General features: G+C 57.5%; 21 protein-coding genes. 10 read left to right on the plus strand and 11 right to left on the minus strand.

Translation table 11 applies throughout. The features are described from left to right. Positions 1–20 precede the first annotated feature (20 nt). Positions 21–1292 (plus strand): 3-deoxy-D-manno-octulosonic acid transferase, encoded by a 1272-nt coding sequence (locus tag AC1QQ2_RS02780; protein WP_479711985.1) that lies wholly within the window; start codon positions 21–23, stop codon positions 1290–1292. Here AC1QQ2_RS02780 and AC1QQ2_RS02785 read toward each other — a convergent pair. From AC1QQ2_RS02785 to AC1QQ2_RS02805, 5 genes are all read right to left on the minus strand, one after another. Next, on the minus strand, positions 1279–2070 hold the full coding sequence (locus AC1QQ2_RS02785) for an SDR family NAD(P)-dependent oxidoreductase (RefSeq protein ID WP_067549295.1): 792 nt from the start codon (positions 2068–2070) through the stop codon (positions 1279–1281). The genes AC1QQ2_RS02780 and AC1QQ2_RS02785 overlap by 14 nt on opposite strands. Then, entirely contained in the window at positions 2063–2770 is a 708-nt protein-coding gene (locus tag AC1QQ2_RS02790) for an acylneuraminate cytidylyltransferase family protein (protein WP_105235413.1), read from the minus strand. Before AC1QQ2_RS02790 ends, AC1QQ2_RS02785 begins: the two co-directional genes overlap by 8 nt. Further along, positions 2767–3690, minus strand: a complete 924-nt coding sequence (locus AC1QQ2_RS02795; protein ID WP_479711986.1) for a Gfo/Idh/MocA family protein — start codon at positions 3688–3690, stop codon at positions 2767–2769. Before AC1QQ2_RS02795 ends, AC1QQ2_RS02790 begins: the two co-directional genes overlap by 4 nt. 57 nt (positions 3691–3747) lie before the next feature. After that, positions 3748–4911, minus strand: a complete 1164-nt coding sequence (locus tag AC1QQ2_RS02800) for a M20 aminoacylase family protein (RefSeq protein WP_105236368.1) — start codon at positions 4909–4911, stop codon at positions 3748–3750. A 64-nt stretch (positions 4912–4975) separates the two neighbouring features. After that, on the minus strand, positions 4976–6316 hold the full coding sequence (locus AC1QQ2_RS02805) for an NAD(P)/FAD-dependent oxidoreductase (protein ID WP_479711987.1): 1341 nt from the start codon (positions 6314–6316) through the stop codon (positions 4976–4978). A 273-nt stretch (positions 6317–6589) separates the two neighbouring features. Here AC1QQ2_RS02805 and AC1QQ2_RS02810 point away from each other — a divergent pair, with 273 nt between their 5' ends. The 5 genes from AC1QQ2_RS02810 (at position 6590) to AC1QQ2_RS02830 (ending at position 12328) form a co-directional block, all read left to right on the plus strand. Beyond that, positions 6590–7588: an ABC transporter ATP-binding protein gene (locus AC1QQ2_RS02810; protein ID WP_479711988.1), complete on the plus strand. Its 999-nt coding sequence runs from the start codon at positions 6590–6592 to the stop codon at positions 7586–7588. Next, positions 7581–8567: an ABC transporter ATP-binding protein gene (locus AC1QQ2_RS02815; RefSeq protein ID WP_479711989.1), complete on the plus strand. Its 987-nt coding sequence runs from the start codon at positions 7581–7583 to the stop codon at positions 8565–8567. Before AC1QQ2_RS02810 ends, AC1QQ2_RS02815 begins: the two co-directional genes overlap by 8 nt. Before the next feature lie 57 nt (positions 8568–8624). After that, entirely contained in the window at positions 8625–10328 is a 1704-nt protein-coding gene (locus tag AC1QQ2_RS02820; RefSeq protein WP_479711990.1) for a peptide ABC transporter substrate-binding protein, read from the plus strand. A gap of 67 nt (positions 10329–10395) precedes the next feature. Continuing rightward, positions 10396–11403: an ABC transporter permease gene (locus tag AC1QQ2_RS02825; RefSeq protein WP_479711991.1), complete on the plus strand. Its 1008-nt coding sequence runs from the start codon at positions 10396–10398 to the stop codon at positions 11401–11403. After that, positions 11396–12328: an ABC transporter permease gene (locus AC1QQ2_RS02830; RefSeq protein ID WP_249946428.1), complete on the plus strand. Its 933-nt coding sequence runs from the start codon at positions 11396–11398 to the stop codon at positions 12326–12328. The genes AC1QQ2_RS02825 and AC1QQ2_RS02830 overlap by 8 nt, the downstream gene beginning before the upstream one ends. An 11-nt stretch (positions 12329–12339) precedes the next feature. Here the strand turns inward: AC1QQ2_RS02830 and AC1QQ2_RS02835 are convergent, their stop codons facing one another. Continuing rightward, positions 12340–13635, minus strand: a complete 1296-nt coding sequence (locus AC1QQ2_RS02835) for a DUF3422 family protein (RefSeq protein WP_479711992.1) — start codon at positions 13633–13635, stop codon at positions 12340–12342. 123 nt (positions 13636–13758) lie between these two features. Further along, a complete protein-coding gene (locus tag AC1QQ2_RS02840; RefSeq protein ID WP_479711993.1) occupies positions 13759–14931 on the minus strand; it encodes a type III PLP-dependent enzyme in 1173 nt (390 codons plus the stop codon). A 302-nt stretch (positions 14932–15233) separates the two neighbouring features. Between AC1QQ2_RS02840 and AC1QQ2_RS02845 the strand changes: the two genes are divergently transcribed. Beyond that, entirely contained in the window at positions 15234–15830 is a 597-nt protein-coding gene (locus AC1QQ2_RS02845; protein WP_479711994.1) for a pseudouridine synthase, read from the plus strand. Here the strand turns inward: AC1QQ2_RS02845 and AC1QQ2_RS02850 are convergent, their stop codons facing one another. From AC1QQ2_RS02850 to AC1QQ2_RS02865, 4 genes are all read right to left on the minus strand, one after another. Further along, on the minus strand, positions 15831–16421 hold the full coding sequence (locus AC1QQ2_RS02850; RefSeq protein ID WP_479711995.1) for a thioredoxin family protein: 591 nt from the start codon (positions 16419–16421) through the stop codon (positions 15831–15833). 94 nt (positions 16422–16515) lie between these two features. Next, the gene (locus tag AC1QQ2_RS02855) at positions 16516–17991 is read right to left on the minus strand and encodes an NAD(P)(+) transhydrogenase (Re/Si-specific) subunit beta (protein WP_479711996.1); all 1476 of its coding nucleotides are present in this window, start codon (positions 17989–17991) and stop codon (positions 16516–16518) included. Positions 17992–18004: 13 nt separating this feature from the next. Next, positions 18005–19576 carry a Re/Si-specific NAD(P)(+) transhydrogenase subunit alpha gene (locus AC1QQ2_RS02860; RefSeq protein ID WP_479711997.1) on the minus strand — a complete coding sequence of 524 codons (1572 nt, stop codon included), beginning with the start codon at positions 19574–19576 and terminating at the stop codon, positions 18005–18007. A 119-nt stretch (positions 19577–19695) separates the two neighbouring features. Beyond that, entirely contained in the window at positions 19696–20145 is a 450-nt protein-coding gene (locus AC1QQ2_RS02865; RefSeq protein ID WP_479711998.1) for a methyltransferase family protein, read from the minus strand. 116 nt (positions 20146–20261) lie between these two features. Between AC1QQ2_RS02865 and kynU the strand changes: the two genes are divergently transcribed. The 3 genes from kynU to AC1QQ2_RS02880 form a co-directional block, all read left to right on the plus strand. Further along, a complete protein-coding gene (kynU, locus tag AC1QQ2_RS02870) occupies positions 20262–21455 on the plus strand; it encodes a kynureninase (protein WP_479711999.1) in 1194 nt (397 codons plus the stop codon). 59 nt (positions 21456–21514) lie between these two features. Next, a complete protein-coding gene (locus AC1QQ2_RS02875; protein WP_479712000.1) occupies positions 21515–21979 on the plus strand; it encodes a (2Fe-2S)-binding protein in 465 nt (154 codons plus the stop codon). 2 nt (positions 21980–21981) lie between these two features. Then, positions 21982–23302 (plus strand): molybdopterin cofactor-binding domain-containing protein (locus AC1QQ2_RS02880; RefSeq protein ID WP_479712001.1); only part of this gene is annotated, 1321 nt, incomplete at its 3' end.

The following is a 23302-nucleotide window of genomic DNA, read 5'->3' on the forward strand; positions in this document are numbered from 1 at the left end:
CACAGTTCCCCACTCCGCGATTGCGCCGCTGGCTTTCGCTCTACAAGGCGGCTTGGATTATCGGATTTCCGCTGATCCTGATTTACCTGTGGCGTCGCGGACAGAAGGATGCACTTTATTTTCAGCATCTTAAGGAACGCTTTGGAACGCACAAACCGATGCCGAAATCGGTCTGGATCCATGCGGTTTCACTGGGTGAAATGCGCAGCGCGGTTCCTCTGGTTCGGGCGCTTCTCGACCGTGGCGAAACGGTTGTCACCACCCACTTCACCCCCACAGGGCGTCGCGAGGCCGAGCGTGTCTTTGCCGATGAGATCGCCGCTGGACGACTTCGCGCGGTTTGGGTGCCGTTCGAATTCCGCTGGACCTATGCCAAATTCTTTCGCGCTTTCACCCCGAAATACGGGCTGGTGATGGAGGTCGAGATTTGGCCCGCGATGATCACCGAATGTCGTCGCAAAGGCGTGCCGCTCTTTATGTGCAACGCGCAATACCCGTCCAAGAGCTATGAACGCGACCAAACCAAAACCCCTGCCCGCGCCGACCTGATGCGTGGCTTTGCGGGTGCTCTGGTGAAATCCGCCCTTCAACGGGATCGTTTCGCGAGCGTTGGCGTCACCAACATCGCCATCACGGGGGAAACACGGTTTGAACAACCGATCCCTGCTGAGCTGCCCGTCGCTGGTGTCGCGGCGCGCGCGTGGATGGCCCCCGATCGACCCGTGATCACCATCGCTAGCGCCGTCGAGGGCGAAGACGAGGTTTATATCGACGCGATTAAGGCGACACGCGGCGAGAATGCTCCACTCTTTGTCTACGTGCCGCGCAAGCCTGAACGCTTTGCCGAAGTCGCAACGATGCTCCGTGATGCGGGACTTTACGTGGTGAACCGCACGGCCTGTTTCGACGCGTTTCTGCAAGGCCGGGGCAACGCACCACAGGTCGATGTCCTCTTGGGCGACAGCATTGGCGAGATGTATTTCTACCTCGCTATGGCGGATAAGGTCATTGTTGGCGGTGGCTTTACCCCTTACGGCGCACATAACGTCATCGAACCGCTGGCGATGAAGAAACCAGTGATTGTCGGGCCAGATATCCACACCATCGAATACCCCGCTGTTGAGGCAATTACCGCAGGCGTTTGCACCCACGTTCAGTCAACAGACGAGTTGATAAACGCAATCGGGGCCGACCCGCAGGCCGACCCCGATCAGATTGACGCGTTCTTTACAGAACACACAGGCGCCGTTCAAAAAACGCTCGCCGCGATTGACGCTTTTACCACGCGCTAAAGCCACCATCGACATTGACCAACTGGCCTGTCATGTAGCCTGACTGCGGGCTGGCAAGGAACAACATCACGTCCGCGATTTCATCGGGCTCGCACATGCGGCCCGCCATGATCAATTCACCCACGCGGCGTTGGAATTCCTCGGAATGGTTATTGAACACCGCACCCGGCGCAATGGTGTTCACCGTCGCCTTGCGCGGTGCCCAGTAGCCAGCCAGCCAAACGGTCAGGCCGTGAATACCCGCTTTGGTCACGCCATAGGCCGAGAAGTTCTTGAACGGCATGCCGTCATAAATCGGGTGGTGTGCGCCATTCAGCGCATACATCGACGCGACGTTGATCAGCGTGCAGGGCCATTTGCCGACAATGTCGCGGTCCATCTGACGTGCGATCATAAACGCGCCTGTCAGGTTCGTGCGCAGGGTGCGTTCGAAATCTTCGACACTGGTGTCCGCGAAGTCAGGAAAAGGTTTGCCCGCGCCCATCAACAACTCGCCCGTGATCGCCGCGTTGTTCAGAACAACGTTCGGTTCCCAGCCATCGGCCAGAATGCGTTTGAAAATCTCGGAACAGCCGTCCTCATCGCCAACGTCTAGGTCATAGAAACGGAAGTTCTCGTTCGAGCCGTGCTTTTCAACCAGCGCATCGGCGCGGTGGCCTTTGAGGTCAGAGGCGATGACACGCGCGCCTTCATCAAGCATCCGCCGCACATAGGTCGAGCCCAGAACACCGCCAGAGCCAGTGATGAAAACCGTGCGGCCCTTAAGTTGATCAGCCATTGGATGCCTCTTTCAGTCGGTCATTAAGTAGGAATTCTACGAGTTTGAAATCAAACGGACTATCGATGTCGACACAACGATCTGCATCCATCAGATAGGGAATGACGCGCCCCTCATAGAGCGATTTTGCGGTCTTTAGGTAATCTGGTTTGACCACATAGGTGCTTGCCGCGTGTTCATAGACGGTCGGTGCAGCCTGACGCGCCACCACCCCACCGGGGAGGGGTTTCGACACATGCAACGCGCCCGTTTCATCGGGTTCCACAAGGTTGAAATAGGGGTTCTTGCGTGCCTCACAGCAGGACATGACCATATCGGGGTGCTCTGCATGATAAAGCGCCAGCGCGTCTGTGATGTCCGACGGCAACCGCAATGGCGAGGTCGCGTCGAGATCCAGAAACGCATCGACCTTGCCGATCAGTGCCTCGGACGCCTCAAGCGCATGCTGCCATACGCCCCATTTCCCCGCCGCATCCGTGGCGAGGTGATCAGGCCGCAACCCAATCGCCAGCGTGCCCTTGGCAACGGCGTGTTCGTAAATCTCTTCATCATCGGTCGAGACAACAACTGCATCCACCTGCGGATGTTCGAGCAATTGTTCCAGCGACCAGTCGATCAGGGGCTTACCGCAGATCGGTTTGAAGTTCTTACGCGGAACGCCCTTAGAGCCCTTGCGGACGCCGATATGACCCAAAATCATGGGATCTCCTTTGTGATGTGCCCAACGAACTGCCGCGCTTCCCAAGCGGCAGCGGTGAGCGCTGTACTGGCGGTCACGCGGTCAATGCGTGGCAGCAGTCGGTTTGTAGTTTCGCGCCCCTCAAGGAGCGCAATCCAATCGCGTGTGATCCCCACGAACATCTCGTTTCGTTCGAGCGGCAGATCAATCAGGCGGGCGCCTGTCGCGTCTTTGACTTCGTAGCGTTGAGCTGCAAAGTCGAAATCGTAGATCGCATCGACGCCATAGACGATGGTGCGACGGTGAAGCTGGGGGGTCAGATAATCCATCCCGATCGACCCTTCGGCCCCTGCCCCCGTTTGCACGGTCAGACGCGATGAAAAATCAACGCCATCGTAGTTTGGATGACCAACAGACGTGACCGATTTGAGCGTGAGGTCGGGGAACAGAACCGACGCCATGTCGATCTCGTGGCAGAGGTCCAGCAGCACACCGCCGCCGTCAGCCTTCGCCGCATAGCTTTCCGAAAATTTCCAGTTTTGTCGCCACTGCGTCACGTCATGCCCGATATCGAGGCTAAAACGCACCGCGCTCGACATATCCAGATCAGCCAAGGCGCGGAACGCAGGGTGATAGCGCATCATGAGGCCGAGCATGGTGCGATCTGCGACTTTTGCCGTCAGACGTTCGATCTCTGCTAAATCAGCCGCCCTAAAAGCGAGCGGTTTTTCGATATACATCGGAAGGTCGCGATCCGCCGCATCTGCAATTGGACCCGTGCGAACGTCCGTCGCGGTCGCAATCACAGCAGCGTCGCAGCCATCCAGAACGTCAGGGCGATAGCTGCGATATGGCACCTGAACAGCGTCGATGCCGAGAGAAACAAGGTTATCAAAATGGCGCCGACCGATTGAACCAGCACCGATCACCGCAATCCGCATGTGACCTCCCAATACTTTGTTCTGGAATGGCACATGCGGCGCGTTTCTGCAACGGGATCAGGCGGCTGGCATCCGCCGTTCAACGATTTCCGCCCACCAGCTACAGCCCGCAGGAATGGCTTCGTCGTTAAAGTTATATTCGGGGTGGTGCACCATCGCGGTGTCCCCGTTCCCAACGAGGATATAGGCCCCTGGCCGTTCCTCTAGCATATAGGCAAAGTCCTCACCGCCCATAACAAGAGGCGCCTCAGCACAGCCCCCCGACACGGATGTCGCCACCTCAGCCGCAAAGGCGGTCTGTTCTTCGTGGTTCACCATCACTGGATAGCCGCGATAGTAGTTCACCTCAGCCTTCGCCCCCATCGCAGCGGCAGTGAGGTCTGCGATTTTGCTCAGTCGATCCTCGGCCAGATCGCGGTTGTGACGGGACATGGTGCGCACGGTGCCCTTGAGCGTCACGCGCTGCGGGATCACGTTGAACGCGGTCGAGCTGCTTTCAATGGATGTGACCGACACAACGATCTGTTCGACGGGATCAGCATTACGGCTCGCGATGGATTGGAGCGCGGTGATGATCTGCGCCGATGTGACAACGGGATCAATCGTCTCGTGTGGTTTCGCGGCGTGACCGCCCCGCCCTTCAACGACGATCTTGAACTGGTCGGTCGCAGCAAAGAACGGACCCGGACGAATGGCGAATGTTCCAGCAGGAACACCGGGCCAGTTGTGCATGCCGTAGACCTCTTGGATATTCCAACGATCCATCATGCCATCCGCGCACATTTCGCGACCACCGCCGCCGCCTTCTTCGGCGGGCTGGAAGATCACGACTACCGTGCCGTCAAAATTCCGCGTCTCCGCAAGGTACTTCGCAGCGCCCAAGAGCATCGCGGTATGACCATCGTGGCCACAAGCATGCATCGCGCCCTCGGTCTTCGACGCATAAGGCAGACCAGTTGCCTCTAGGATCGGCAGCGCATCCATGTCCGCGCGTAGGCCGACCACCATGCCTTTGGTGTCGGTCTTGCCTTTGATCACGCCAACAACGCCCGTGCGCCCGATGCCCGTGACGATCTCATCACAACCAAAGCTCTCTAGCTTTTCAGCAACAACAGCAGCGGTGCGATGGGTTTCAAACAGAATTTCGGGATGTTCGTGCAGATCACGTCGCCATTCGGTGATCTCATGGTGCAGTTCAGCTAGGCGGTTTTTGACGGGCATCTGCCCCTCCATTCTTTTGATCATTTATTCAAAACTGGTGCAAAGCACGCAGCGGTTCAAGGGGTCAGACACTTGGTCCGAGATCGATGGGGCTCCCATCGGTGAAACGTCCAAAGCGGAAACGGCTCAGATCATGCGACGGGGTTTGCCCGTTCACCAATTGCGCCGTCACCCGCCCGATCCCTGGCCCGATGCCGAACCCATGGCCCGACATGCCTGTCGCGAGGGTCAGCCCTTGCAGGGTCGGCACATGGTCCACAATCGGTACTACATCGGGCATTGTATCAATCATCCCCGCCCAAGCGGTCGCGATTTTCACTTCACCCAATTGCGGGAAGGCTTCGGCGAATTTTTGGCGGATATCTTCGACGATAGGCAGGTTAGGCGCGGGGTTCAGGATGCGCATCGCCTCGAACGGGGAAGGTTCATCGTCGGCCCAGTTTCGCGGGGTCGTCCACGCATCGGGATAGCCCTTTGGCGCAGAGAGTTTGTAGCGCGTGCCAAACGGGTCCTCGGCCAGTTGTTTCAGAAATTTCGGCAGAGCCCGAAACGCGTCTGGTCCGATAAACAACTCATGGAACCCACCGGCAGCTAGGGAATACCCCCCGTCGGCGCGATGACGGAATGCGATCTGATCGTCGACACCTCCACCCGCAAAGACCTCTGGCAACGGCGTCGTCGCGGCAACGGTCGCCCGCACGGACAGTTGTGGGATCGAAATACCGTGGCGGCGCAGGAACAAGGACGACCACGCGCCACCCGATAGGACAACCCGATCCGCCGCGATACGGCACGCCTCGGTCACAACACCAGCGACACGCCCTGCCGCGATGTCCAACCCGCGCACGGCGCAATTTTCGCGGATCACAACGCCCGCCCGCGCAGCGGCACGCGCCATCGCAGGAACGGCCAACCACGGCTCTGCCTTCATGTCAGAGGCCGTATACATCGCCCCCGCCCACTTCTGTGAGGGCATCAGTTCAGCCGTCTCAGCCCGCGTCAGCATGCGAGTATCGAGCCCCGCATCGCGGGCATATGGAATCCACGCCTCGAAATCGGCCAAGTCCTTTTCAAGTCGCGCGAGATAGGCAACGCCGCTTGTCCGTAGACCAACATCTTCGCCAGCTTCTGCCACCATATCGCGCCACATCTGCCGCGCTTCGATAACGATGGGCAGCTCCGCAGGATCGCGACCCTGCGCCCGTATCCAGCCCCAATTCCGTGACGACTGCTCACAGGCCACGCGACCCTTTTCCAAGAGCACGACCTTTTGCCCCTGACGCGCCAATTCCCACGCGGTCATCACTCCGACGACACCTGCACCAATAACCACGACGTCAGCCGCATCGGGCAGAGGCGCATCGTGTTCAACTGGAGATGAGTCGAGAATCGGGAATTTGATCATTTTTACCTCTCATCCCAAAGCTGACCCGCCAATTTCACCTTCGCAAGCCTTTAGCATGGGGCAACGTAAATTTTTGACCAAACGCTTAAATCTTTAGCAACAAAGGGTTTCAGCGATCACACCTCATGGTTTCGTAAGGTCAGTCTGCAACTGTCACAAATTCGTCTTGCGAGTCAGCTTTTTCATGCTACCGTTTGGTCAAATTCTACGTTTCACAGATCAAGGTGCGGACGTTTTCTACTTTGATTTGAACCACTTGCGGAGGGTCGCCTCGTGCCAGACACTGTTAAGCCCATCCTCAGCGTGGAGGGGCTTCAGACCGTTTTCAATACCCGCAAGGGTGAAATCCATGCGGTCAATCACGTCGATTTTGACCTCCGCGCGGGGGAGCTATTGGGCGTGGTCGGTGAGAGCGGATCGGGCAAATCGGTGACGATGATGTCGCTGCTAAAGCTGCTGCCGATGCCGCCTGCAGAGGTCCGAAATGGCCGCGCGATGTTTGACGGGCGGGACCTTTTACAACTATCGGATGATGAACTGCGCACTGTCCGTGGCGGTGAAATTGGGTTCGTGTTTCAGGACCCGATGACGTCCTTGAACCCCGTATTCACCGTTGGCTTCCAAATTATGGAGCCTCTGCGGACCCATATGGGTGTGTCCAAACGGGATGCAAAGAAGCGTGCGCAAGAGTTGTTAGAACTGGTTGGTATTCCTGATGCCGCGCGACGGCTGGACGATTACCCTCACCAATTCTCGGGCGGGATGCGTCAGCGCGTGATGATTGCCATCGCGTTGGCCTGTGATCCTAAGGTTCTGATCGCGGACGAACCGACAACGGCACTCGACGTGACAATTCAGGCGCAAATCCTTGAACTGATGAAGGACTTGCGAGACCGTTTGGGAATGGCTGTGATCTGGATCACCCATGACCTTGGCGTGATTGCGGGCATCGCGGATCGGGTGATGGTCATGTATGGCGGGCAAATCGTTGAACATGCGCCTGTTAAGGAATTGTTCCGCAATCCGCAGCATCCCTACACAAAGGCCCTGCTGAAAACGGTGCCGTCCCTGTCGGGCGAACGTGCGAAACGGTTGACGGTGATCGAAGGGCAACCGCCGATCTTATCCTCTGCACCGTGCGCCTGTTCCTTCCGCGATCGTTGTCCGCAAGCGATGCCGCGCTGTGGCACGGAAAACCCTGCACGATACGGGATTGGCAACGGCCATGATGCGGCCTGTTTCCTCGTAGAACCAGAGGTCGCCCATGTTTGACGCCCCCACCCCGCTGGTTCGCGTTCGCGACCTAAAAATGCATTTCCCGATCTATTCTGGCCTGTTCCGCAAACGCACAGGCGAAGTTAAAGCCGTCGATGGCGTGTCGTTTGATGTGTTCGAGGGCGAAACGCTCGGCCTCGTTGGTGAATCTGGCTGCGGGAAATCGACCTGCGGACGGGCCGTTCTGCGGCTCTATGACATTACTGAGGGCGAGATTACGATTGATGGTGCAGAGATTGGCACCAAGGATCAATCCGACCTGCGATCAATGCGCCCGGTCATGCAGATGGTGTTTCAGGACCCGCAAGCCTCGCTCAACCCGCGTATGACGGTTGAGGCGATCATTCGTGAACCTCTCGACGAACACACAACACTGTCTGCGGCGGAGAAACGCGAAAAGGTTCTGGAATTGATGGACGCGGTGGGTTTGAACCGCGCCTTTGCAGGCCGTTATCCCCATGCGTTTTCAGGCGGACAACGGCAGCGGATTGGGATTGCGCGTGCGCTGGCTCTGAACCCAAAGTTCATCGTTTGTGACGAACCTATTGCCGCGCTGGATGTGTCCATTCAGGCGCAAGTCGTGAACCTGCTTGAGGACCTGCAAGAGCAGTTTGGCCTGACCTATCTGTTTATCAGCCACGACCTATCGATGGTCCGCCACATCGCGGACCGCGTGGCTGTGATGTATCTGGGCAAAATCTTAGAGATCGCACCGTCTGACGTTCTCTACACCGCGCCCAAACACCCCTACACGCAGGCGCTGTTGTCTGCGGTTCCAGAACCCGACCCTTCGGCTGATGCACGAGGGGAACGGATTGTGTTGCAGGGCGATGTTCCGTCCCCGTCCAACCCACCCAAGGGCTGCAACTTTTGTACGCGCTGCCCAAAGGTCATGGACATCTGCAAAGAGGTCGAACCAGCGTCGGTGGAGCTAGCCCCCGGACACGTTACGGCCTGCCACCTTTATCAAAACTGAAGAGCGGGATCACACCCGTCCCTAACGGCCTATCGGCCATCACAATAGGAGAGGAAAATGAAACTTAAGACGATCCTAATGGGCGCTGTTGTCGGCCTTGCCGCCGCACCCGCCTTTGCCGAGCGCGGAAGCGACGGCCATGTGAACATCATCTATTGGCAAGCGCCGTCCACCATGAACCCGTATCTTTCGGGCGGCACAAAGGACATCGAGGCAGCATCCCTGACCCTCGAACCGCTTGCACGCTATGACCAAGACGGCGCAATGGTCCCCTACCTCGCCGAGAGCGTACCGACCGTTGAAAACGGTGGCGTGACCGAAGACCTCACCCAGATCACTTGGGTCATCAAAGAGGGTCTGCTGTGGTCCGATGGCAGCCCAGTGACCGCGAACGACGTGGTCTTTACCTATGAATATTGCACCGCCGAAGGTGGTGGCTGTGCGCAGGGTGCTAAATTCGTTGGTATCGAAAGCGTAACGGCTGCAGATGACCGCACCGTGGTCGTCAAATTCGAATACCCGATGCCGAACCCTTACCAGCCCTTCGTTGGTCACGAGAGCCCAATCATTCAGGCCGCTCAGTTTGCTAACTGCCTCGGCGCGAATGCTCCGACCTGTACCGACGCAAACTTTATGCCCGTTGGCACTGGTCCGTTCGTTGTCACTGACTTCCGCGTGAACGACGTGATCCAGTTCGTTGCAAACGCAAACTATCGTGATCCCGCAAAGCCTGCCTTTGCGACAGCAACGCTCAAAGGCGGCGGTGATGCGATGGCAGCGGGTCGCGCTGTTATGGAAACTGGCGAATTTGACTACGCGTGGAACCTCCAGCTTGCACCTGACGTGATCGAAGAACTGGCCGCTGGCGGCAAAGGCGAACCGATCTCTGGCTTCGGCACGCTGGTTGAACGCATCGAGATCAACCTCACTAACCCATCGCCGGACCTGCCAGAAGGCGAGCGTTCGACAATTGCGCATCCGCACCCCTACCTCTCTGACCCAGCCGTCCGCGAAGCGATGTCCATCGCAATCGACCGCGATCTGTTGGTTGAGGTTGGCTACGGTCAAGCGGGTCGTCCGACCTGTAACCTCGTCCCTGCGCCTGCTCTATACGCATCGGACAACACCGCATGTCTGACCCAAGATCTGGACCGTGCAAAAGCACTTCTCGATGCTGGCGGCTATGTAGACACCAACGGCGACGGCGTGCGTGAAACGCCAGATGGTCAGCCGATGACGATCCTCTATCAGACCTCGACAAACGCTGTGCGTCAGGACTTCCAAGCCCTGATCAAAGAATGGTGGGAAGAAATCGGTCTGTCGGTTGAACTTCGCAACATTGATGCGTCGGTCTACTTTGGTGGTGACCCAGGTTCGCCAGATACCTTCCAGCGTTTCTATGCTGACGTAGAGATGTATGCGAACAACTTCCCTGGCACTGACCCGCAGGCTTATCTGTCCGCTTACAAATGCGACCAGATCCCGAGCCCAGACACTCAGTGGCAAGGTGAGAACATCAACCGCGTTTGTGATCCAGCCTATGACGCGATGATCACTGAACTGGGTCAAACAGGTGAGTTGGAAGCTCGCGGTGCGCTGGCACGTGCGATGAACGACTACCTGACCAAAGACAGCAACATCATCATCCCGCTGGTGGACCGTGGCCGTGTGTCCGCGAAATCCAACACGCTGGGCGGTGTTGTCCTGAACACCTGGGACTCCGAACTGTGGAACGCTGCTGACTGGTTCCGTAGCGAATAATCCTAACGGGCGCGGCGGGTTACCTGCCGCGCCTAAACTATCCTGACCGCAGCGGATTACCCCACTCATGCTGACTTACACGATCCGACGGCTCCTGCTGGCCATCCCGACGCTTCTCTTTATTGCGTTGGTGATTTTCTTGCTTCTTGAGCTTTCCCCCGGTGATCCGATGGCCCAAATGCCAATGTCGATCCCGCCCGAAGTCAAAGAACGTATGCGCGAAGCTTTGGGCCTCGATCAGCCTTGGTGGGTGCGGTTTTATCTCTGGCTATATCAGTTCTTTGTGGTCGAGCCGCAGTATTGGATTGATGGCCTCTTTGGCACCGACTTTGCCGAAGGTGCGCAGCGGATCATTTCGTTCCAATCGAAAAGCCCCGTCTTTGACATTATCGCCGAACGTATCCCCCAGACCCTCTGGGTGGTGGGTATGTCCTATGTGGTTGGCGTCTTGATTGCGCTGCCCATTGGGATCGCGTCAGCCTATTATCAATATTCATGGTTCGACCAGATCGGCACGTTTATCTCGATGGTTGGGTTCTCTGTCCCGACCTTCTTTACCGGCGTCCTTTTGATCGTGATTTTTTCGGTGAACCTCGGCTGGTTCCCGTCGATTTATGACACGACCTTGGTCGTCGATAGCTGGGCCACGCTCGGCCAACAAATCAAACAGATGGCGATGCCCGTGTTTGTGCTTGCGCTCTATAACGCAGCCCAAATCAGCCGCTTCATGCGGGCTTCTATGCTCGACAACTTGGGCCAAGATTACGTCCGCACCGCCCGCGCCAAAGGAATGCGCGAAAAGGTCGTCGTCCTGCGCCACGTGCTGCGCAATTCGATGATCCCCGTGGTGACCGTTATCGCACTCGGTGTCCCCCAAGTCTTTGGCGGCGCGATTATCACCGAACAAGTGTTCAAGGTGAACGGGCTGGGGCAACTGTTGATCCTCGCCGTTCAGGGCAACGACATTCCGATGGTCATGACCCTGACCTTTATCTTTGCCGTGTTGATCGTTCTCTTTAACTTAATTGCAGATGTCCTCTACGGCCTGCTCGACCCGAGGATCCGCTATGACTGACGCAACCCTCGTGAAAACACCGTCGCAGGCACGGGAAATCTGGGATCAGTTCCGCCAACACCGCGGGGCCATGATCGGGCTTGGTTTCCTGATTTTCATCACGCTCTTTGTTATTGTCGGCCCCTACCTTTGGGATCTCGACCCGACCAAGTCTGACATTCGAAACAAGAACATGCGTCCGTTCTACATCGGCATGTTGTTCGGCGAAAAATGGGGATGGAACCACCCGCTGGGGTCCGACAACCTTGGCCGCGATGTGCTGGCAAACCTGATGTATGGCGGGCGGATTTCACTCGCAGTGGGTTGGACGGCGATGTTGCTGTCGCTGATCATCGGCACCTTGGTTGGCGTTCTTGCGGGCTATTTCAAACGGCTGGACGGGCCATTGATGCGCTTTACCGATCTGGTTCTGTCACTGCCGCTCCTCCCACTCCTCCTCGTCATGATGCTCTTGTTCCGTGACGCCTTGCGGGCAGCCTTTGGGCCTGAGTTGGGTATCTTCCTGCTGATCGTAACGGGGATCGGGATCACATCATGGATGAACACTGCGCGGATCGTGCGTGGCGATGTGCTGACGATCAAAGAACGGGAATATGTGCTGGCGGCACGATCCATCGGCGCACCGTCGCGCAGGATCATCACGCGCCACCTGCTGCCGAACGTGCTGTCACCGATCATGGTCTCGGCTACGCTCGGCCTCGCCACTGCGATCATCACCGAAAGCGCGCTGTCGTTCCTCGGCCTCGGCTTTCCGTCGGATTTCCCGACATGGGGCAAACTGCTCTTTGACAGCGTCGACCGAATGGAGAGCTTCCCCGAACGCGTCATCTGGCCGGGCCTTGCGATTTCGCTGACCGTCCTGGCGGTGAACTACATCGGGGACGGCCTGCGCGACGCTCTCGACCCACGGATCAGGGGGCGCTAAGCCCCCTGCCCTTAGTGGTGCATGGATTTCTGAATTCGGCGAAGGATCAGCCAAACCGCAATCACAACGGTCGGCGTCACGGTCGCGTAGAGCCAGTATTTCTCAATGTGGAACAGTTTTTCGACTGGCGCCAAAACATAGAGAACAAGGTTCAGCGCGTAGTAGCTGATCGCCACGACAGAAAGCCCTTCGACCGTGCGCTGGAGCCTGAGTTGCAGGTCAGAACGCTGGTCCATGCTGGTTAGCAGGGCTTGGTTCTGGGCGGACCGTTCCACATCGACCCGCGTCCGCAAAAGATCACCCGCGCGGATCGCCCGTTCGGACAGATCATTCAGGCGCTTCTCTGTCGATTTCACCGTGCGCATCGCGGGATCAAAGCGGCGCATCATGAACTCACCAAAGGTCTGACGCCCACCAAAGCGTTCCTCGCGCATGATGCTAATCCGCTGGTTCACGATGGTCTCATAGGCCCCCGTCGCACCAAATCGGAACGAGGTTTGCGCGATCAACTGCTCTAGCCCTGCCGATACATCTAAGAGCGATTGTAGCGTGTCCGCGGCATCAACCTCTGGATTGCTCATCCCCGTCACAAGCGCGGTGAGCTTTTGTTCTAGTTTACCCAATTCAGGTCCGATGGACCGCGCCCTCGCGAGGCCTAGCATGGACATGGTTTTATAGGTCTCAACCTCGCAGAGGCGTTGAACGACGCGGCCAATCCGACGCTCCCCGCTCGCCTCGGCCGCGAATATGGCAAAGCGCATGTGACCCGCGGAATCGATCCTGAAATCACCCGCAACGATCAGCTCACCATCCAACATACGACTGACAGCGAGGCTCTCTGGCACGAACCAATCGTCGATGCGTTTGATGATATCCTCATCCGACGGCATCGGCTCAATACGGATCAGGGCAGAGGTCATACGCGTCCCCGGTGCGGATTCGAGCCAATCCGTTGGGAACAGCCCAAAGGTCGCCGCATCATACGGACGGTCGGCGACACCTTCACCGAGGATGGTATAGGTCACAAATTCCGTATGACTTTCCCATTTCAGCCAATGCCGCCCGATCTGCCCGAAATAATGGGTCGCATCGGGTTGCGGATGAGAGGCCCCAAATCGGTCGAGCAGAGCGATAAGGTGGGCACGGTCCGCCTCGCGGTCACGGCCAACCGCATTCTGCGCAGGCTTGAGGGCCAGATACGCAGCCCGCCCCGGCGCCTTAATCACAGGGAAAGGACGCGCATGGAGTTCGTTTGCCAATGCGTAGCGGAGGGGGTGATCTTCGAATGTCGCTGTCATAATCTGCATAGCCTTAGAGTATAAGCGCGCAGCCTAGCCAGCAATCATCACATATCAAGTAAAAAATTACTTAAATACAAATACTTAGCGGCACACATTGGTATACTGTGTGCCGCTAAGTCAATTTTATGGTTAGATGCAAACCACTTCGAGCGGAGGGAAGCCGTTAAAGCAGACCGACGAATAGGTCGAAGTGTAGGCGCCTGTGTTGCGGATCAGAACGCGATCACCAGCCCGCAGGGTCATCGGCAGCGGCATCGGACGCTTTTCATAGAGCACGTCGGCAGAGTCGCAGGACGGACCCGCCATGATGCACGGCCCCATCGGATCGTCGTCACGCGCGGTCTCAAAGCGGTAGCGGATCGCTTCGCCTTCGGTTTCAGCAAGACCCGAGAAACGGCCAATCGACAGGTAAACCCAGCGGTGCACGTCGCGGTCAGATTTGCGGCTCACCAGCAGGACTTCAGCGACGATCACGCCAGCCTCAGCCACCATACCACGACCAGGCTCTGCCATGATGGTTTCAACGTGACCGAATTTTTCTTCGACCATAGCCATAACAGCCGCAGCGTAATCGGTCGGGGCTTGGATCGGTTCGTTGTAAAACGCAGGGAAGCCACCACCGATGTTGAGAAGGGTCAGGTTGTGGCCTGCGTCTTTTGCAGCGTGCCAGATCTGCGCAAGCGCATCGAGGGACGGCCCCCACATCGCAGCTTCGCGGGTTTGGGAGCCCACGTGGAACGAGAAGCCAACAGGGTTCAGACCCAGCGATTTCGCGTAGTCCAAGAGGCGGACAGCGGTGTCGCCGTCGCAGCCGAATTTACGGGTCAGCGGCCAGTCGGCCTGAGACACTTCAACGATCAGGCGGATATAGACGTTCGAGTTCGGAGCAAACTCTGCGATCTTTTCCAGTTCTTCTTCTGCGTCTGCCGCAAAGAGGGTGATGCCCGATTCAAAAGCCCAAGCGATGTCCGACGGACGTTTGATGGTGTTACCAAACGAAATGGTGTCAGGGCGTGCACCTTGGGACAGGCAGATTTCGATCTCTGCGCGCGATGCCGCGTCAAAGTGCGAGCCCTTTTGGACCAGACGGTGGATCACATCCAGCGCAGGGTTTGCTTTGACGGCATAGTGAATGTCAGCGCGGCCAAGGCCAGCTTTGAGAGCGTTATACTGCTCTTCAACGCGATCAACGTCGATCACGAGCGTCGGGCGATCGAAATCGTTCGCAGCGACATAAACATCAAGGCGGGAAGGATCAAAAGCACGGGTGGCGTCAGCCGCCCCGGCAAATTGTGCAGTCATCGGTCATCTCTCCAAAAGACCCGGTCCCAGAATGGTCCCGACCAGTTTTCCAGTGAGACGTTACCGTCGCTGCATAACACTCGAGTATGTGCCCGAGGCCAGAGGCGCGTGCGTTGGCGTCTGTGTGAGCGGGCATGTGATGCAAACGCAGAGTCGTTTCAAGAGAAAATTTGCATGAGGGCAAAATAATTTTCGCATCTGCGGTCTTTTGATCAAATCCCTTATTTTCAAGGGCTTCATCGGGGTGGATTTGATCAAATCAATGAATGGCGCTGATAGGGATTCAAGGGTAAGACATCAGCATGGCTAGACTGATCCTCTTTAACAAACCCTTTGATGTTCTGACCCAGTTCACGGACGCAAAGAACCCCACCCCGCGCCGCACCTTGTCAGAGTTCGGCCTGCCGTCTGGCGTCTACCCTGCAGGGCGTCTGGATCGGGATAGCGAGGGGCTGCTCTTGTTGACCGATAACGGACCACTGCAAGCCGCGATCAGCAACCCGAAGTATAAAGAGCCGAAAACCTACCTCGCGCTCGTCGAGGGGGCAGCGACCGACGCGGACCTTCAGCCGCTTCGTGAGGGTGTGACGCTCAACGATGGCCCCTGTCGCCCAGCCAAGGCGCGGGTGATCGATGCCCCTGCCCTCTGGGAACGCGACCCGCCCGTACGGTTCCGCAAGACGGTGCCTGATACTTGGATAGAGATCACCATCACCGAAGGCCGTAACCGTCAGGTGCGCCGCATGACGGCAGCGGTGGGTTTCCCCACCCTAAGGCTCGTGCGGTGGCAGATTGCAGACTGGACCGTCGAAGGGCTGGGGCTAGGCGAATGGCGCGAAATCGACGTTCCTGCCCCCGCGCCCAAAGTCATCCGCCGTCCGTTCAAACGCCGCTTCTAATCACCAAACGTCAGGATCGATCCCCTGCTCTGCAAGGGCTGCGAATTTGTCCTGAAGGTATCGCTGGAACGGCTGGACCTCATACTGTCCTTCGGCAACGTATTCGAGGGCAGAGAGATGGTGGAACGGTTTGAAATAGCCCGGAAGCCGGAACGCTTCGGCACTGCGTAGATCCGTTGCCCCGACACGCGCGGCAGGGAAAAACACCTGAGTGGGCGTGAAATTCACACCCCATTTTTGCGCAAGCTCACGCTCTTCGATTTCTTCGCCGTCAAAGTCCAGAACGGCACGCGCCCCCCACATATCCAACTGAACCACATCAAAGTTCTGGCTCATGTAGTCGGTGATTTCAGGACGTTGAAAATTCACCGCATGCAATTCGCGGCAATAGGGGCAACCCCTTTGTTCAAAGATGATCAATAAGCCACGACCGTTCGCAGCGGCCTCTTCATGATCATAGGCGAGCTCTAAAAAACTATCGAGAAAGAACGGCTGATCGTGCAGCCCATCATCCCTCAGCACCAATTCAGCCAACGCAGGGGCCGCAGCAAAACATGCCGCTAGGCTGGCCACAAAAGTTCTGCGGTCCATTGGTTTCCTCCCTGTTCGCATAAGTAGCATACCACAAGGCGGAACGAAAAAAGCCCCGCATTTCTGCGAGGCTTTCTGTGCGTAACTGTGAAAGTTACTGGATTTTGGTGAGCAGTTCGTCGAGCGACTTTTTCGCGTCGCCGTAGAACATGCGGGTGTTCTCTTTGTAGAACAGCGGGTTTTCGATGCCCGAGTAGCCAGTACCTTGACCACGCTTGGATACGAACACCTGTTTCGCTTTCCAGCACTCCAGAACCGGCATACCCGCGATTGGGCTGTTCGGGTCTTCTTGGGCGGCTGGGTTCACGATGTCGTTCGAACCGATAACGATCGCAACATCGGTCTCAGGGAAGTCCTCGTTGATCTCGTCCATTTCGAGAACGATGTCATAAGGCACTTTCGCCTCAGCCAAGAGAACGTTCATGTGACCCGGCAGACGACCTGCAACAGGGTGGATCGCAAAGCGAACGTTCTTACCACGTGCGCGCAGACGCTTGGTCAGTTCAGAAACCGACTGCTGAGCCTGTGCAACGGCCATACCGTAGCCCGGGATGATGATGATGTTGTCAGCTTCTTCCAAAGCCGTCGCAACGCCATCAACGTCGATCGCAACCTGTTCGCCTTCGATTTCCATCGCTGGGCCAGCAGTGCCGCCGAAACCACCAAGGATAACGCTGATGAACGAACGGTTCATCGCTTTACACATGATGTAGGACAGGATCGCACCCGAGGAACCAACCAGCGCACCCACAACGATCAGAAGGTCGTTGCCGAGCGAGAAGCCGATCGCAGCCGCAGCCCAACCCGAGTAGGAGTTCAGCATCGACACAACGACAGGCATGTCAGCGCCGCCGATACCCATGATCAGGTGATAGCCGATGAACAGCGCTGCGAGGGTCATGATGGCCAGCGGCAGCATGCCACCGGTGTTGAAGTACCAAACAAGGCAGAGCGCCGACAGGATCGCTGCGCCAGCGTTCAGCATGTGACCGCCCGGGAGCTTGGTCGCAGCCGAGGATACTTTGCCTGCCAGCTTGCCGTAGGCGATGACCGAACCCGTAAAGGTCACAGCACCGATGAAGATGCCAAGGAACAGTTCAACGCGCAGGATGCTCTGTTCAACAGAGGTCTTGTGCGCCAGCAGTTCAGCAAATGCACCGAGGTGCATTTCATGTAGCATTGTCTGCTTGCCTGCTTCGGACAGGGTCGGCGACATGCCACCCATGATCTCCATGACGTTCGAAAGTTCGAAGTGTGCGATAAAGCCAACGAACACAGCCGCGAGACCAACCAGAGAGTGCATCGCAGCAACCAGCTGCGGCATCTCTGTCATCTGAACTTTCATCGCGACGTAGTAGCCGATCAGACCACCGCCGATGATGAGCAGGACGGACAGCAACCACAGACCAGCGCCTGGGCCGACGAGGGTTGCTGCAACCGCCAGCGCCATGCCGACGATGCCATACCATACAGCGCGTTTCGCGCTTTCCTGACCCGACAGACCGCCAAGCGACAGGATGAAGAGGACAGCCGCGACCACATAGGCCGCTGTAGTAAATCCGAATTCCATGATCCCCTACTCCTTACGATTTCTGGAACATGGCGAGCATGCGCCGTGTCACGAGGAAGCCGCCGAAGATGTTGATGCCGGCCATAAAGACCGAGAGCGCGGCGAGGATAATCACCAACCACGATCCGGACCCGATTTGCATCAGAGCGCCCAGAATGATGATCGACGAAATTGCATTGGTCACAGCCATCAGCGGTGTGTGGAGCGAGTGGCTCACGTTCCAAATCACTTGGAAACCGATGAAGACAGAGAGAACGAACACGATGAAGTGCTGCATGAACGACGCTGGAGCAACCAGACCGATCGCCAGAAGGATCGCACCACCGATAGCGAGCAGAGTAACCTGCTGTTTGGTCTGTGCTTTGAACGCGGCGACTTCGGCAGCGCGTTTTTCTTCGGGTGTCAGCTCTTTCGGTTTTTCCTGCGATTTCGCAGCAATCGCCTGAATTTTGAGCGGCGGCGGCGGGAATGTGATCTCGCCTTCGTGGGTGACGGTCGACGAACGGATCACGTCGTCTTCCATGTTATGAACCACGACACCGTCTTTGTTCGGGGTCAGGTCGGTCATCATGTGACGAATGTTCGTCGCATAGAGGGTCGATGCCTGAGCCGCCATACGCGACGGGAAGTCAGTGTAGCCGATGATGGTCACACCGTTCGGGGTCACGATTTTTTCGTCTTTGACGGTCAGTTTGCAGTTGCCGCCTTTTTCAGCAGCAAGGTCAACAATGACCGAACCCGGTTTCATGGCCTGAACCATGTCCTCGGTCCAAAGCTCTGGCGCTTCGCGGTTCGGGATCAGCGCGGTGGTGATCACGATGTCGACTTCGGGTGCCAGCTCGCGGAACTTCTTCAGCTGAGCTTCACGGAATTCAGGCGAAGAAACCGATGCGTAACCGCCTGTTGCGGCGCCATCTTGCTGTTCTTCTTCGAAATCGAGGTACACAAACTCTGCGCCCATCGATTCAACCTGCTCGGCCACTTCGGGACGAACATCGAATGCGTAGGTGATTGCACCCAGAGAAGTCGAAGTACCGATTGCAGCCAGACCAGCCACACCAGCACCAACAACCAGAACTTTCGCAGGGGGAACTTTACCAGCAGCGGTGATCTGACCCGTAAAGAAACGACCGAAGTTGTTACCCGCTTCGATAACCGCACGGTAGCCCGCGATGTTCGCCATCGACGACAGCGCATCCATCTTCTGAGCGCGCGAAATACGCGGAACCATTTCCATCGCAATAACGCTAGCGCCTTTCGAAGCAGCCAGTTTCAGGCCCTCTTCGTTTGCACCAGGGTTAAAGAAGGTGATCATGGTCTGGCCTTTGGACAGACGCTTGATCTCTGCGTCGGTCGGAATGCGGACCTTTGCAACGATGTCGACGGCTTTGAACAGCGCCGCAGCGGTTTTCACCACTTCAACACCAGCCTCTTTGTACATCTCGTCGGAAAAGCCAGCATTTTCGCCAGCGCCGGATTCGATTACGCACTCGTAACCTAGCTTCTGTAGATCCTTAGCCGAAGCAGGAGTCATAGCGACCCTGTTTTCGCCCTCGAGTATCTCTTTAGGTGCGCCGATTTTCACGGACAATCCCCCTTAAAATTTCCTCATCCAGAACCGCATACCCAAAGCAATTTTATTTCACAAGCAGTGCTTTAAAAGTATACAAATGCATACAGAGACTGACTTTAAACCGTTAACGCTCACAACCAGCGTCGGGTTTTTAGGCAGTACCGCGCAAAGTCCGCGCGAAACGTTTTTCGCATCCGATTTTCCTCTGGGATGATGAAATGTTTCTCGATCCACCAGACGAAAATTGGCAATAATGGCAATGCGATAGGTGCATCGAGCCAGAGGATCGCGCCCGCCAGAACCAAAGCATCACCCAGATAAATCGGATTTCGGGTCCGTTTAAAGATGCCCGACTGCACCAAATGGGTCGGAACGCGATGTGGTACGAAGGTCGTGCGCCATTTTCGCATCTCGACGACCGCAAGGAGCATCAAAATCACGCCACCGCCGATCAATGCGCCTGACAGCAACTGCGTCAAAGGATGTTCCAACGACAGATCAAAGGGATCATTCATACCCAACCACCACGCGAGCGCGATGCACAGGGCCAACCAGACGGGGGGAATATCAATTAGTTTCATGCGCCAACCCTGACTCTACGCGGATGAACTGTCACGCCCGATTTCGCGTCACGTCATGCGACAGGTGGGCGCGGTAGGGCTTGCCAAATCGTGCGGCACTATATTTCCATCGTGCCATGACTGATTTCTCAAAAACCCGCGATATGTTCGATCTGCCCGAGGGCGTGATCTATTTGGATGGAAACTCCCTCGGCCCGCTGCCGCGCTCGGCTTCGGCTCGTGTTGCTGCGCGAATGGCCGATGAATGGGGTGCCATGCTGATCACCGCGTGGAATAAGGCGGGCTGGATGGATGACCCGCGTCGGATCGGAGATCGCGTTGGACGGCTCGTCGGTGCGGCGGCAGGAACAATCGTGATGGGCGATACCCTGTCGATCAAAGTGCATCAGGCTCTGGCATCTGCGTTAGACCTTCGTCCCGACCGTCGGGTGATCCTCTCGGACACGGGGAATTTCCCGTCTGATCTCTACATGGCGCAGGGGCTGATTGGGACCATTGGCAAAGGTCACTGCCTGAAAACCGTCGCTCCTGAGGCGGTCATTGATGCCATCACGGATGAGGTCGCCGTCGTTATGGTGACAGAAGTCGACTACCGCACGGGCCGCAAACACGACATGGACGCGATCATCGCCAAGGCCCACGCGGTCGGTGCATTGGTCATCTGGGATCTCGCGCATTCCGCAGGCGCTTTGCCCGTCGCCCTGACCGAGAGCGGCGTCGATTTCGCGGTGGGCTGCACCTATAAATTCCTCAACGGCGGACCGGGTGCGCCTGCATTCATCTATGTCCACCCCGACCTCGCCCCGAACTGCCGCCCTGCCCTCTCTGGTTGGCTCGGCCACGAGGCACCTTTTGCCTTTGATCCCGACTACCGCGCTGGCGGTGGCATTGATCGCATGCGTTGCGGCACCCCGCCCGTTTTGGCGTTGGCCGCTTTGGACGCGGCGCTGGATGTGTGGGACGAGGTGGACATGGACGACCTTCGGGCACGGTCCATTGAGTTGTCAGAACGGTTCATCAAAGGGGTCGAGGCCGCCAGCCCGATGCTCACCCTTGTCAGTCCGCGTGACCCTGCCCAGCGCGGATCGCAGGTTTCTTTCGCCTTTGACGACGGCTATGCCGCTATGCAGGCCGTGATTGCCCGTGGCGTCATCGGTGATTTCCGTGCGCCGAACATCATGCGTTTTGGCATCACACCGCTTTATCTCTCTGAGGACGACATCGACCGCGCGATGGAGATCATCGCGGAAGTCATGACCAACCGCCTTTGGGACGATCCTCAATACAAAAAACACGCCGCCGTCACGTAAGCTGACCTTTTAGCGGATAAAGTCGGCCCTATATCCTTCGTATCAATCAGGAGGCGATGATGGCACGGACACTGACGATCAATGGGACCGCTCATGCGGTGGACTTGCCCGATAATGTGCCCTTGCTTTGGGTGCTGAGGGACGCATTCCACCTGACGGGCACGAAATATGGCTGCGGCGTTGCGGCCTGCGGTGCCTGTACTGTCCACATTGATGGGGAGGCCGTTCGGTCCTGTCAGGTCGCGCTCGGCGATGTGTGGGGCGCCGTCACCACCATCGAAGGGATCGGCACGCCAGATGCCGTTGCCGTGGTCCAACAGGCGTGGATCGATCATCAGGTCGCGCAATGTGGCTACTGTCAGTCAGGCCAGATCATGCAGGCTGCCGCCCTCCTCGCGCGGAACACAGCCCCCACCGACGACGACATTGACGAGGCGATGAACGGCAACCTCTGCCGCTGTGGCACCTACCCCCGTATCCGCGCCGCGATCCACGACGCCGCCACGAAACTGCAGGAGGCGTGATCATGTCCCGCATCGGTAAAATCGCTCGCCGCACGTTTCTCTTTGGCGCTGTTGCTGTCGCAGGCGGCGCGGCGTTCGGCTACTATAAGATGGTTGAAACGCCGCCGAACCCGCTGACGCCTGACACAGGTGCCGCGCTAAATGCCTATGTGATCATCGACGCCTCGGGCATCACGATTGTCGCCCCCCGTGCCGAAATGGGCCAAGGGGTTCAGACCACACTAGCGGCCCTTGTCGCAGAAGAACTGGATGTCACGCTTGACCAGATCACAGTGATCCATGGTCCCCCCGCAAAGGCGTATTTCAACCAAGCGCTGTTAGGCAACGCGATCCCCGTGATCGAATATCAACGCAAACCTTGGGTGCACGATGCAGCCGAATTCGTTGGGAAAGCTGCGAAATTCCTGAACCTTCAGGTGACGGGCGGTTCAACCTCAACCCGCGACGCCTATGTAAAAATGCGCGAAGCAGGTGCACAGGCACGTCAAATGTTGATCGAGGCGGCCGCCAAACGGTTGAACGTTGCGGCGACAGACCTGCGGACCGAAGCAGGCATAGTAATCGCGCCCGATGGCACTTCCATTTCTTACACCGACCTCGCAACCGACGCCGCTGCCTTGCCCGCGCGAAAAGTAACGCTCCGTGATCCGAGCGACTGGAAAATCCTAGGCACCTCGCAGCCCCGCACCGACATGGTGGCGAAATCGACCGGCACGGCGATGTATGGCGTGGATGTGCGTTTGCCCGACATGAGGTTCGCAACGGTCAAGATGAACCCCAAACGCTCTGGTATGCGTGGGTTTGATGCCTCTGAGGCGCTCCTGATGGATGGGGTTGAAAGGATCATCGACCTTGGTGATGGTGTCGCCGTTGTGGCGACGAATACGTGGCTCGCCATGCAGGCGGCTGATGCAATCGTCTTTGACTGGGAGGACGCGACCTACCCTGCCAACACTGAGGCCCAATTTGCCGTCATCGAACAGGCATTTGACGGCGCCCCGAACAGCACCGCCCGCGATGAGGGCGATGTTGAGAGCGTTCCAGCCGAGATCACCGCCGAATACCGCGTCCCCTTCCTCGCCCATGCGACGATGGAGCCGATGACGACCACCGCGCTCTACACGGGCACAGCACTAGAGCTTTGGTCCCCGAACCAAGGGCCGATCCTCGTGCGCGATTGGTGCGCAAAGGCCGTTGGTCTAGAACCTGAGCAAGTCACCGTTCACACGACCCTTATGGGCGGCGGTTTCGGACGACGTGGGGAATATGACTTTGCCGTCCTCGCCGCGCGTGTGGCCCGCGAAATGCCCGACACGCCCGTTC

It is taken from the genome of Aestuarium sp., from assembly GCF_023253315.1.
GTDB lineage: Bacteria > Pseudomonadota > Alphaproteobacteria > Rhodobacterales > Rhodobacteraceae > Marivivens > Marivivens donghaensis.

What these genes read in the sequence shown, in the direction of transcription:
- AC1QQ2_RS02785 (WP_067549295.1), bottom strand. Translation starts at nt 2,070, where the DNA reads ATGGCTGATCAACTTAAGGGCCGCACGGTTTTCATCACTGGCTCTGGC.
- AC1QQ2_RS02790 (WP_105235413.1), bottom strand. Translation starts at nt 2,770, where the DNA reads ATGATTTTGGGTCATATCGGCGTCCGCAAGGGCTCTAAGGGCGTTCCG.
- AC1QQ2_RS02795 (WP_479711986.1), bottom strand. Translation starts at nt 3,690, where the DNA reads ATGCGGATTGCGGTGATCGGTGCTGGTTCAATCGGTCGGCGCCATTTT.
- AC1QQ2_RS02800 (WP_105236368.1), bottom strand. Translation starts at nt 4,911, where the DNA reads ATGCCCGTCAAAAACCGCCTAGCTGAACTGCACCATGAGATCACCGAA.
- AC1QQ2_RS02805 (WP_479711987.1), bottom strand. Translation starts at nt 6,316, where the DNA reads ATGATCAAATTCCCGATTCTCGACTCATCTCCAGTTGAACACGATGCG.
- AC1QQ2_RS02815 (WP_479711989.1), top strand. Translation starts at nt 7,581, where the DNA reads ATGTTTGACGCCCCCACCCCGCTGGTTCGCGTTCGCGACCTAAAAATG.
- AC1QQ2_RS02820 (WP_479711990.1), top strand. Translation starts at nt 8,625, where the DNA reads ATGAAACTTAAGACGATCCTAATGGGCGCTGTTGTCGGCCTTGCCGCC.
- AC1QQ2_RS02825 (WP_479711991.1), top strand. Translation starts at nt 10,396, where the DNA reads ATGCTGACTTACACGATCCGACGGCTCCTGCTGGCCATCCCGACGCTT.
- AC1QQ2_RS02830 (WP_249946428.1), top strand. Translation starts at nt 11,396, where the DNA reads ATGACTGACGCAACCCTCGTGAAAACACCGTCGCAGGCACGGGAAATC.
- AC1QQ2_RS02835 (WP_479711992.1), bottom strand. Translation starts at nt 13,635, where the DNA reads ATGCAGATTATGACAGCGACATTCGAAGATCACCCCCTCCGCTACGCA.
- AC1QQ2_RS02840 (WP_479711993.1), bottom strand. Translation starts at nt 14,931, where the DNA reads ATGACTGCACAATTTGCCGGGGCGGCTGACGCCACCCGTGCTTTTGAT.
- AC1QQ2_RS02845 (WP_479711994.1), top strand. Translation starts at nt 15,234, where the DNA reads ATGGCTAGACTGATCCTCTTTAACAAACCCTTTGATGTTCTGACCCAG.
- AC1QQ2_RS02850 (WP_479711995.1), bottom strand. Translation starts at nt 16,421, where the DNA reads ATGGACCGCAGAACTTTTGTGGCCAGCCTAGCGGCATGTTTTGCTGCG.
- AC1QQ2_RS02855 (WP_479711996.1), bottom strand. Translation starts at nt 17,991, where the DNA reads ATGGAATTCGGATTTACTACAGCGGCCTATGTGGTCGCGGCTGTCCTC.
- AC1QQ2_RS02865 (WP_479711998.1), bottom strand. Translation starts at nt 20,145, where the DNA reads ATGAAACTAATTGATATTCCCCCCGTCTGGTTGGCCCTGTGCATCGCG.
- kynU (WP_479711999.1), top strand. Translation starts at nt 20,262, where the DNA reads ATGACTGATTTCTCAAAAACCCGCGATATGTTCGATCTGCCCGAGGGC.
- AC1QQ2_RS02875 (WP_479712000.1), top strand. Translation starts at nt 21,515, where the DNA reads ATGGCACGGACACTGACGATCAATGGGACCGCTCATGCGGTGGACTTG.